Source organism: Yersinia sp. LJYL362 (assembly GCF_048323875.1).
The window spans coordinates 1-11349 of record NZ_JBLWEX010000135.1 but is presented as its reverse complement, the minus strand read 5'-3'; the positions used below and the strand labels follow the sequence as shown (position 1 = coordinate 11349).

The window sequence follows — 11349 nt, the reverse complement described above, 5'->3', positions numbered from 1 at the left end:
CGGCTTCAAAGTGGTGCTCTATTTTCTCAAGAAAACTTTTCAGGCCCATCGGTTATCCTTCCTGCTCAATCTTGGTCAGTATGTCGCGCAATACCGGCCCATATTCATACTTACCGGGGCAGACAAAGGTACACAGAGCCAAATCTTCTTCATCCAATTCCAGACATCCGAGCGCTACGGCGCTGTCGGTATCGCCAGCTAACAGATCACGCAGCAAATGAGTGGCCAAAATATCCAGTGGCATAACGCGCTCATAGTTACCAATCGGCACCATCGCGCGCTCCCCACCCTGCATATCAGTGGAGAAAGCAAACAACTTGTGCTTGAAGAAATGGCCCAACGTGGTGCGAGTAATCGAATATTTATCACGCCCCGGCATCACCCAACCGAATAGCTCTTTTTCTCGCCCTTCGCGGATGACAGACACTTGGTGATGGAAACGCCCGAGATAGCCATGAGTGGCGGAGAAAGCAGTACCGCTGAGCACGGAACCGGAGATAATGCGGTTATCGCCCTCTTTCAGTCGACCGGCAGTCAGTTCAGATAAACTGGCCCCGAGGCGAGTGCGCAGTAAAACTGGCTGTTCGACCTGCGGCCCAGCCAGTGCGACGATACGATCAGTCCATAACTCACCACGAGTCAATAATTTACCGATGGCAATCACATCCTGATAGCCCACATGCCAGACAGTTTTGTTGAGACTGACCGGCTCAAGAAAATGAATATGAGTTCCTACCAGACCAGCCGGATGTGGGCCAGAGAACTCATTGTAAGTGACCTGCGCGTTCTGATGGCTGGCAACGGCCTGCCCCGGCGCATGACAAACATGCACTTTCCCCTCGGTCAAACGGGCCAATATGGTTAAGCCATGATTGAATGCATCAGATTCGGTCGCGATAATCACTTGCGGGTCAGCAGCCAGCGGTTGGGTATCCATGGCGCTGACAAAAATGGCCCGTGGACGGCTATTAGGAATAGGGATTTTGCTAAAAGGGCGGGTGCGCAGCGCTGTCCATAAACCCGATGCCAGCAAGTGGCGCTGCACTTGTTCATCACTCAGTTGATTGAGAGAAGAAACGTCATAATGTTCAAACGGGATTTGCTCGTCCCCATCAATTTCAATTACCACAGATTGTAAAACTCGCCGCTCACCACGATTAATGGCACTGACTTTGCCACTCGCGGGGGCGGTGAATATCACACCTGGATTCTTTTTATCCTCAAATAGCGCCTGGCCTTTCTTTACCCAATCACCTTCCTGGACCAACATTGAGGGCCGCATCCCGACATATTCTTCACCGAGCAAAGCCACCTGATGAATTGTTGGCCCCTCTTCTATTACTTGTGCAGGTGCTCCAGCGATGGGGAGATCTAGTCCTTTCTTTATTTTAATCATAGAGTTGAACTACTTTATTAGTTATATCAAATGCTGTACTAACCCAGAGTGTACAGCCATACAAAGAGAAGATACTTTCATGGTTCAGTTAAACGGCGCTTTAATACTGAGTCAATTAGACGAACATCAATACTAACTAAATGAGTCTCAGATACTATTGCAAATATCGATATTAAATGGTGTCGCAGCAAAAATAATGAGAGTGGCGATTAATTGGGCCATTCATCCGTAGAGGGCAATTTTAGCATTTGCCACCCAGCACTGTCTGACAAATGCAGTGACCTGTGTCAAGCAAACACCAATAATTTACAGCTAAATTTTGTATATATTCGGTAAAATCGTGTTGTTAATTCATCTTTACCGATTTTGTATTTATTTTATACAAAACATATATTGCTAAAAATTTTCTGGCTGATAATCTGCGCCTATAAATCAGAAAAGTCAGTGGCATCTATAAATATAAGTAGGAATAAGAATGGGCAAAATCGCGCCGTCATTCGTGACGATAATGTTTGCGATGATAATTTGTTTGCCTGCGGTCTCCTTCACCAGCTCAGCCAGTGAGCCTGTGGCGGTATCCAAAGAGCTAAAACAGCAATTACTCGGGTCATCGGTCTATATTCAAATCTTCAAAGAAGAACGTACTCTGGAATTATATGCCAGGTTACAAGGTGAGTATCGTTTGGTACAAAGCTATCGTATCTGTGAATTCTCGGGTGGGCTTGGCCCAAAACGCCGTGAAGGGGATTTTAAGAGTCCGGAAGGTTTTTACACTATTGATATGCGCCATTTAAAACCCGACAGTAAGTTTTATCGCGCCATCAATATTGGTTTCCCAAATGATTATGATAAGTCGCAAGGTTATTCAGGGAAATATCTGATGATCCATGGCGCTTGCAAATCAATCGGCTGTTATGCCATGACTGATGCCTATATGGACGAGATATTTAACTACGTGCAAACAGCATTTATCTTTGGTCAGGAAAAAGTGGATATCAGTATCTATCCCTTCCGCATGACTGAACAAAATATGCAACGTCACCGTAACTCTTCGGATTATAACTTCTGGCGTCAATTGCAGCCGGGCTACGAGTATTTTGCCAAGAACCGGATGCCGCCTTCAGTTTCCGTGGTCAACGGGCAGTATGTTCTTAGCCGCCCGCCAACCTCCAGTGCACCAGCATCGCAGTACGCCCTGACAAAATCGGACGCACTGATTAAATCAAATACGCTCGCCAAAACAGAATAATGCAAACTCACCTGGTGCAATTTTGTGCCAGGTTTCATTACCGGTTAGAGGCTGGGTGGCGATCACCGTGACCACATCTTGAGGTGTGGTCTGGCGTTGAAAGTCAATTTCAACATCCCTATCCAGCAACGTCGCTTTACCAAAAGGTGCACGGCGCGTTATCCAATATAAATTGGTCGAACAGAACGCCATCACAAAACGCCCATCCGAGAGCAACATATTAAACACCCCTTTGGCGCGCAATTGCTCGCACAAAGTACCAATATAGCGAAACACTGCGGGCCAATTGCTCGGTGTGCGCGGGTAGCGTTTTGCCAGTTGATTCAGTAACCAGCAGAAAGCATATTCACTGTCTGTTTGACCGATAGGCCGGAAAGTTCCGGTATCTAATTGACGATAACCTTTAAGTTGGCCGTTATGGGCATAAGTCCAGTTTCGTCCCCACATTTCACGGGTAAAAGGATGGGTATTTTCTAATGCCACTTCGCCGCGGTTTGCCTGACGGATATGGGAAACCACCGCACAGGATTTAATCGGATAATCTTGTACCAATCGGGCAATGGGTGAATTAAAACTGGGTTGGGGATCTTTAAACGTGCGACAGCCATTACCTTCATAAAAGGTAATCCCCCAGCCATCTTTATGTGGGCCAGTTCCCCCGCCTCGTTGCACCAGGCCGGTAAAGCTAAAGCAAATATCCGTCGGAACATTTGCGCTCATCCCGAGCAATTCGCACATATATTCCTCCGCGCACCTAATATGGCTTCAATAACCTTATCGTTCAAACAATCTCAAGGTGACCAACGAGATAACGACTATCGTTGATCACCTCAGCACATCAAGCTTTAACCATCTCTTTTTCAATTAACTGAATCAAGATATGAATCACTTTAATATGAATTTCTTGAATACGGTCTGCATAGCCAAAATGAGGGACCCGAATTTCGATATCCGCAGAACCCGCCATTTTGCCGCCATCTTTACCTGTCAGAGTGATGACTTTCATGCCTTTGGCACGTGCAGCTTCAATGGCTTTAATGATATTACCTGAATTACCTGAAGTGGAAATGCCTAACAATACATCCCCTTCACGGCCTACAGCTTCAACATAGCGAGAGAAAATATAGTCATAACCAAAATCATTACTGACACAAGAGATATGGCTGACATCTGAAATCGCAATTGCCGGATAGCCTGGGCGGTTTTCGCGGTAACGACCGGTCAGTTCTTCGGCAAAATGCATAGCATCACAATGGGAACCGCCATTACCGCATGACAATACTTTACCGCCCGCTTTAAAAGAATCAGCCAGTAATACGGCTGCGCGCTGAATAGCATCGATATTGTCATCATCTTTCAAAAAGTTTGCCAGTGTATCTGCTGCTTCATTCAGTTCACTGCGGATTAAATCGTGGTACATGGGAGCCTCTTTATAGTCCTATGGCATCATTATTCTTCCTGCACCAGTGTACCGGATAGCATAAACTGCGAGAAGCGCTGTGATGAATTAGCCAGTACAGTTTTGCATTAGCCAAAACAGTTTTAGCGGTTAGTGCGACCAATTTGTGAGATGAGTTGTAAATAAGATGTAATGTTATTGATAAAAATAATGAGATGAACTACAACAAATGTATCACTCAACAGGTCAGACCTCCTACATCTCAGGAGCTTCATTATGATGGTTCTAAGCATTGTTGCCTTGCTGGTTCTTATTGGTGTGCTGTTCTATCACCGGGTGAACCTGTACCTCAGTAGTTTGATTCTTGTGGTTTATACCGCCGCGATGGGGGCGGCACAGCTATGGTCATACTGGGCATTACTGCCATTGGTGATTGTTCTGCTGCCTCTGACACTGACCCCACTGCGCCAATCCCTGTTTTCAGCCCCAGCACTGCGCATGTTCCGTAAAGTCATGCCGGCCATGTCTCGCACAGAAAAAGAAGCCATTGATGCGGGAACCACTTGGTGGGAAGGCGATTTATTCCAGGGCCAACCAGACTGGAAAAAATTGCACAACTATCCAAAACCGCAATTAACCGCAGAAGAACAAGCTTTTATTGATGGGCCAGTCGAAGAAGCCTGTCGTATGGCGAATGATTTCCAGATTACCCATGAGTTGGCTGACCTGCCGCCAGAGCTGTGGGCCTATCTGAAAGAGAATCGCTTCTTTGCGATGATCATTAAGAAAGAGTACGGCGGCCTTGAGTTCTCCGCCTATGCTCAGGCGCGGGTACTGCAAAAACTGTCCGGTGTGTCGGGCATATTGGCTATCACCGTCGGCGTACCCAACTCCCTCGGCCCCGGAGAGTTACTGCAACATTACGGGACTGAAGAGCAAAAAAATCATTATTTACCAGGTTTAGCCCGTGGTGACGAGATTCCTTGTTTCGCCCTGACCAGCCCAGAAGCCGGTTCAGATGCCGGTGCCATCCCGGATACTGGCACAGTTTGTATGGGTGAATGGCAAGGCAAACAGGTGCTGGGCATGCGCCTGACCTGGAACAAACGCTATATCACCCTTGCGCCAATCGCCACGGTACTGGGGCTGGCTTTCAAATTGTCTGACCCTGAGCATCTGCTGGGTGAGACGGTTGATTTGGGGATTACCTGTGCTCTTATCCCAACCAACACCCCAGGGGTGGAGATAGGCCATCGCCACTTCCCGCTGAACGTGCCGTTCCAAAATGGCCCCACCCGCGGTAACGATATCTTTGTACCGATTGATTACATTATTGGCGGGCCAAAAATGGCCGGTCAGGGCTGGCGGATGCTGGTGGAGTGTCTGTCCGTAGGGCGGGGCATTACCTTGCCATCCAATGCCACAGGCAGCTTGAAAAGTGTGGCGATGGGTATTGGCGCTTATGCTTATATTCGCCGTCAGTTCAAAATCTCAATCGGTAAAATGGAAGGGATTGAAGAGCCGCTGGCACGTATTGCCGGTAACGCCTATGTGATGGATGCCGCAGCCACCTTGATTACCAGCGGCATTATGCTGGGTGAGAAGCCGGCGGTGTTATCTGCCATTGTTAAATACCACTGTACCCATCGTGGTCAACGCGCGGTAATGGATGCGATGGATATCGCGGGTGGGAAAGGTATCTGCCTTGGCCCTGCCAACTTTGTCGCCCGTGGTTATCAAGGTGCCCCCATTGGTATCACCGTGGAAGGCGCGAATATCCTGACCCGCAGTATGATTATCTTCGGCCAGGGTGCTATCCGCTGCCATCCGTTTGTACTGGATGAAATGGCGGCGGCGCAATCGAATGATGTTGCCGCTTTTGATAAAGCACTGTTTGGCCATTTGGGCCATGTGGGGGGCAACAAAGTTCGCAGTTTCTGGCTGGGGCTGACCCATGGCCGCACCAGTGCTACCCCGACCAAAGACAGTACTCGTCGTTATTACCAGCATCTGAACCGCTTGAGCGCCAACCTGGCCTTGTTGTCTGATGTCTCGATGGGTGTGCTGGGCGGCAGTTTGAAGCGTCGCGAACGTATTTCTGCCCGTTTGGGGGATATTCTTAGTCAAATGTATCTGGCCTCCGCCACATTGAAACGCTATGAGGATGAAGGTCGCCAGAAAGAAGATTTGCCGCTGGTGCATTGGGGGGTACAGGATGCGCTGAATCAGGCGGAACAAGCGCTGGATGATTTACTGCGCAACTTCCCGAATGGCTTTATTGCCGGATTAATGCGGTTTGTTGTCTTCCCATTAGGGCGCACTCATCAGGCTCCATCAGACCATCTGGATCACCAATTGGCGCAATTGTTGCAAATACCGTCAGCCACCCGCAGCCGTATTGGTCGTGGTCAATATCTGACACCGAGCGAATTTAACCCGGTTGGTTTACTGGAAGCGGCATTGCAGGATGTGATTGCAGCAGAGCCGATTCATAAGCGCCTGAGTAAAGAAGCAGGCAAGAGCTTGCCATTTACCCGCTTGGATAAGCTCGCTAAACGCGCGCTGGCTGAAGGGAAAATCAATGCCGAAGAAGCCGCAATACTGACTAAAGCAGAAAATAGCCGTCTGCGCTCGATTAATGTCGATGAATTCGAAGCGGATGCACTGGCGGCCCAGCCCGTAGCAAAACAGCCGGCGAAACAGCGACATACTGAAGCGGCATAAGGGTATTAACCTTATTGATGTCAGTATCTAACGCTAAAAACTGTCTAGTGCTAAAAACTAAGCCTCCAGTCACTGGAGGCTTTTTTATCATCTTCATCCAGCAAGACAATCATCTAAATGACGAACAGTCATCCAGTAAATCACGAACAATCACCCCGAACTGCTCAGGTTTGCCGGTGAATAACACGTTATCCGGTTGAATTTGTAATAGTCGTTCGCGTAAATGATTCCGCCATTCTTTATCGGTAATCAGCCGCACGGTCACCGCGATATATTCAGACAAATCATGAGCAATTAACTCTTCGTCTAATCCCAGACGGCGGAATAACCCCTCATCGATATGCTCGTGGACTTCAGCTCCACTCAGACACACGCCGGGCAGCCCCTGGCGCACGGTATCGACGATGCCATTGGTGTTGCCAAAAGGAAAGGGATTGATAAATAGATCACACTGATTAATCACCTGCAAATAATCCATATACCCCAAGTGTTCATAGATTTTAGCTTGAGGAACAATGTCATTAATCGCCTTTTCCATCACTCGATGGGTGATACCCCAACAGAAACCCACCAGAAAGTGAAATACCACCGGCGTTGATACTTGTTGGCCAATTTCAGCACAAGTGGCTAAAAAGCGTGGATTAATTTTCATCGCGGATGCACAAACAGCAATATGCACCGCTGGCCGCTCATCAAAATGAGATATGGGTTCCGGCTGATTGATATTGGCGGGTGGCACGTAAGGTAGACAATCTTTGGGTAATGCAACAACCTTTTCGGAGAAACACGCAATATCCCCCAGATAATCCTCTTCGACTAAAACCGCATCGATATAGTCAGAATGGGTGGTCGCGGGGTGCCCCAATGCCATCACTTGCAAGGGGGCCAACCGCAAATTAGTTAATGCAATAGTGAGTGGGAACATGCCAACACTGGGGAAATAAATTACGTCCGGCCGCAGTTTCTGCGCTAATGCCACAATAGTCTCAACCGCCCCCGCTCGACTCACCTCTGTGAAATCATCAAAAACCTTCCGAGTGATGGCGTCAGTTGCCTCAACAATGGTGACTCCGTGAGTATAAAACTGCTCACGGGCCGCGCGTAAGGTACTGGAATGCGTCCGATAAATTGAATGACCGCTGTTAAACCATTCTAAGATAACTAACATTAATGGCTTCGTGCGTGATGGCGGTGACAAGTCATTATCAGATAGCCCTTTATGGAGCAGTGTGTTACGCAAATGAAAATTGATACTGCGTTTTATGGCGTGCTTTTGTGCCATATCAGCATAACTGCAATGCATATAAACATCATGCAGGATACGTTCAGGCAGGTGCTCAAGGCTTTCCAGGGTTAAGAGTTTTTCAGGTAACCAGTCCAGCAGAAGCTCACGTTTTGCATGCCCGGCCACGCTGGGTAAAATGCGTGGCGATAATAGTGCCAGAAACAGGGCAGCTGCCGCTTGGGGATTAAATTTCCACAATAAATCCGGCTGAAGCGGAATACCTGATTCGGGTAAATACATCAGGCAAAATTTCAGAAAATTATTATGCTCAAAACGCAGAGGATGAGCACATCCCTCCCCTGCTTGATTCAGGTTGGTAATCACATGATCCGCATGACCAAAAGGTGATGCGGCAAATATCAAAGCAATCCAGCGGTGGAAATTAATTAGTTGTAAGAAACCTTTATCGGATAGTACAAATCCGGGATCAGACAGCAGGTTGCCAATAGCGGCTGCCAAGCGATTACAATAATGCTCCTGCTGTTGTATTGAGTGTTGTTTTAGTGAAAAAACCTCCCAGCGACCATATTGGGTGTCCAATTGCTCCAACATCAATATCAGCAATCGCCCCGCCTCCTCATAGCGCCGCACACATACTATAAACTCGAAATAAGGTAACGAAAAGGTTGTCGACTTCTCTACCGCTGGTGCTAATTCAACCGTTTTTTCCACCATTTCCAGCTCTCCTTGTCACTTCGACATCACAACTTATCTAGTAGATTGAGTGAGTGAAACAGTTCGTTATTTCTGATCTGCTGCCTTCGTCAGGGGTCTCCACTTACCTAGAACATGGGTATCACACAGTTCACGCTCAGGCTTGACGTGCTGCTTAGTCATATCCTCTGTGGTGACCTGCTCAGGGATACACACTGCAACGCTGATATTGTCCGCGATATCATGCTCATATTCGGTCACGATAGACGGCGGTAAAGTTTGTTGTTCTAAAGAGCTAAGCATCTGGCTTCGTGTCATTAATAACGAGCCACGTTTAACAGCCTCTCGAGGTTCCATTATCGCTTCAGAGAGAGTTCTCTCTCTTGATTTACCGCCAAAACTATTTTTATCTACCGGTTGGCCATTAATCGTCACATTTTCACCAATGTTATCCGGCAGGGTGATAAACACTGGTGGCTTATCTGAGCCGGTATTCCCGCCAACCACAATGTCAGTTATCAATGCATCATCATCGAGGAAAACGCCGTGGTTATTGCCTGAATTACCGTTTATTACACCACCACTGACCGGGCCATCAATATGTACTCCATGGCCATTGTTAGAGGCATTCCCCTCAATGGTAGTATTACCGTTATTGGTTATCGGGCCGTTGATCTCCACACCATGCCCATCGGTAGAGTTACCCTTTATGGTGGTGTTCTCGAGGGTGTTGTTACCGTCCAGTTGCACCCCGGTGCCTTTTTCACCGCTGGCATTGCCATTGATATTGAGTGGGTCATCCGGCCCGCCGCCATTCAGGGTGGCATTTTCACCCACATCCACACCAATGCCGTTAGTGGTGTTGCCATTCACTGCGCTATTGTTATTGCCGGTGAGATTACCGGCGATCTCAACCCCCTTGCCGTCCGGGCTGTTGCCGTTCAGCGTGGTGTTATCCAGTTGGGTATCGCCGTCCACTTTGATGCCAGAGCCGGTGTCTGAGGTGCCGTTAATCACCCCACCGGCAATCGCCCCGTTCAGATCGACGCCATCGCCTTTATCCGCTTTGCCATCGAGCGTGGTATTGCCCTGGTTGGTCAGTGGGCCGTCGATATCCACCCCGGTGCCGTCGGTGGCATTCCCCGCCAGCGTGGTGTTATCCAGCGTATTATTGCCCTCCAGCTGCACCCCGGTGCCTTTCTCACCTGTCGCGTTGCCGGTCACGTTAAGCGGATCATCCGTTCCACCGCCATGCAGAGTGGCATTTTCACCCACCTCCACCCCGGTACCGTTGGTGGTGTCACCGTGCACCGCGCTGCCATTGTTACCGGTCAGATTACCGGCAACCTCAACCCCCTTGCCGTCCGGGCTGTTGCCGTTCAGCGTGGTGTTATCCAGTTGGGTATCGCCGTCCACTTTGATGCCAGAGCCGCTGTCTGAAGTGCCGTTAATCACCCCACCGGCAATCGCCCCGTTCAGATCGACGCCATCGCCTTTATCCGCTTTACCGTCCACCGTGGTATTGCCCTGGTTGGTCAGCGGGCCGTCGATATCCACCCCGGTGCCGTCGGTGGCATTCCCCGCCAGCGTGGTGTTATCCAGCGTATTATTGCCCTCCAGCTGCACCCCGGTGCCTTTCTCACCTGTCGCGTTGCCAGTCACGTTAAGCGGATCATCCGTTCCACCGCCATGCAGAGTGGCATTTTCACCCACCTCCACCCCGGTGCCGTTGGTGGTGTCACCGTGCACCGCGCTGCCATTGTTACCGGTCAGATTACCGGCAACCTCAACCCCTTTACCGTCCGGGCTGTTGCCGTTCAGTGTGGCGTTATCCAGTTGGGTATCGCCGTCCACCTTAATACCGCTTCCCGTATCCGAAGTACCGTTGACAGTGCCGCCCGCGATCGCGCCGTTCAGATTGACGCCATCGCCTTTATCCGCGTTGCCGTCAAGAGTGGTATTGCCTTTGTTGGTTAGCGGGCCGTCAATATCGACTCCGGTGCCGTCAGTGGCATTCCCTGCCAGCGTGGTGTTATCCAGCGTGTTATTGCCCTCCAGCTGCACCCCGGTGCCTTTCTCGCCCGTGGCATTACCGGTTACGGCCAGCGGATCATCCGTTCCACCGCCAGTGAGCGCGGCATTCGGGGCCACCTCCACCCCGGTGCCGTTAGCCGTATCACCGTGTACCGCACTGCCATTGTTACCGGTCAGGTTAGCGGCGATCTCCACCCCCTTGCCGTCCGGGCTGTTGCCGTTCAGCGTGGCGTTATCGAGCTGGGTATCGCCGTCCACTTTGATGCCAGAGCCGGTGTCTGAGGTGCCGTTCACCGTGCCGTTCGTGACTGGCCCACTCAGTTCCACCCCCTCACCGCCGGTGGCTTTGCCGTCCACCGTGGTATTGCCTTTGTTGGTCAGCGGACCATCGATATCCACCCCGGTGCCGTCAGTGGCATTCCCCGCCAGCGTGGTGTTATCGAGGATATTATTGCCGTCCAGCTGCACCCCGGAACCATTTTCGCCCGTGGCATTACCGGTTACGGCCAGCGGATCATCCGTTCCACCGCCAGTGAGCGCGGCATTCGGGGCCACCTCCACCCCGGTGCCGTTAGCCGTATCACCGTGTACCGCACTGCCATTGTTAC

General features: G+C 49.9%; 7 protein-coding genes. 2 read left to right on the top strand and 5 right to left on the bottom strand.

Features of this window, described 5'->3' with window-relative positions:
• Nucleotides 1-52: 52 nt before the first annotated feature.
• Complete coding sequence (locus tag ACNSO8_RS06215; RefSeq protein ID WP_418394137.1) at nucleotides 53-1396, bottom strand: Na(+)-translocating NADH-quinone reductase subunit A; 1344 nt, start codon at nucleotides 1394-1396, stop codon at nucleotides 53-55.
• A 475-nt stretch (nucleotides 1397-1871) separates the two neighbouring features.
• On the opposite strand from ACNSO8_RS06215, the gene dpaA reads away from it, so the two are divergent.
• Nucleotides 1872-2645 carry a peptidoglycan meso-diaminopimelic acid protein amidase gene (dpaA, locus tag ACNSO8_RS06210; RefSeq protein ID WP_418394136.1) on the top strand — a complete coding sequence of 258 codons (774 nt, stop codon included), beginning with the start codon at nucleotides 1872-1874 and terminating at the stop codon, nucleotides 2643-2645.
• On the opposite strand, the gene ACNSO8_RS06205 is transcribed toward dpaA, so the two are convergent.
• Together ACNSO8_RS06205 and lpcA are read right to left on the bottom strand one after the other, a co-directional pair.
• On the bottom strand, nucleotides 2619-3383 hold the full coding sequence (locus ACNSO8_RS06205; RefSeq protein WP_418394135.1) for a class II glutamine amidotransferase: 765 nt from the start codon (nucleotides 3381-3383) through the stop codon (nucleotides 2619-2621). The two genes, dpaA and ACNSO8_RS06205, sit on opposite strands and share 27 nt — an antisense overlap.
• Before the next feature lie 100 nt (nucleotides 3384-3483).
• Nucleotides 3484-4065 (bottom strand): D-sedoheptulose 7-phosphate isomerase, encoded by a 582-nt coding sequence (gene lpcA, locus ACNSO8_RS06200; protein ID WP_418394134.1) that lies wholly within the window; start codon nucleotides 4063-4065, stop codon nucleotides 3484-3486.
• A 255-nt stretch (nucleotides 4066-4320) separates the two neighbouring features.
• Between lpcA and fadE the strand changes: the two genes are divergently transcribed.
• Nucleotides 4321-6768: an acyl-CoA dehydrogenase FadE gene (gene fadE, locus ACNSO8_RS06195; protein ID WP_418394133.1), complete on the top strand. Its 2448-nt coding sequence runs from the start codon at nucleotides 4321-4323 to the stop codon at nucleotides 6766-6768.
• A gap of 109 nt (nucleotides 6769-6877) precedes the next feature.
• Here the strand turns inward: fadE and ACNSO8_RS06190 are convergent, their stop codons facing one another.
• Nucleotides 6878-8728: a glycosyltransferase gene (locus tag ACNSO8_RS06190; protein WP_418394132.1), complete on the bottom strand. Its 1851-nt coding sequence runs from the start codon at nucleotides 8726-8728 to the stop codon at nucleotides 6878-6880.
• 66 nt (nucleotides 8729-8794) lie between these two features.
• A partial coding sequence (locus ACNSO8_RS06185) for a beta strand repeat-containing protein (RefSeq protein ID WP_418394131.1) occupies nucleotides 8795-11349 on the bottom strand: 2555 nt, incomplete at its 5' end.

Coding starts and splice junctions, on each gene's coding strand:
- ACNSO8_RS06190 (WP_418394132.1), bottom strand. CDS start 8,728: ATGGTGGAAAAAACGGTTGAATTAGCACCAGCGGTAGAGAAGTCGACA.
- fadE (WP_418394133.1), top strand. CDS start 4,321: ATGATGGTTCTAAGCATTGTTGCCTTGCTGGTTCTTATTGGTGTGCTG.
- ACNSO8_RS06215 (WP_418394137.1), bottom strand. CDS start 1,396: ATGATTAAAATAAAGAAAGGACTAGATCTCCCCATCGCTGGAGCACCT.
- lpcA (WP_418394134.1), bottom strand. CDS start 4,065: ATGTACCACGATTTAATCCGCAGTGAACTGAATGAAGCAGCAGATACA.
- dpaA (WP_418394136.1), top strand. CDS start 1,872: ATGGGCAAAATCGCGCCGTCATTCGTGACGATAATGTTTGCGATGATA.
- ACNSO8_RS06205 (WP_418394135.1), bottom strand. CDS start 3,383: ATGTGCGAATTGCTCGGGATGAGCGCAAATGTTCCGACGGATATTTGC.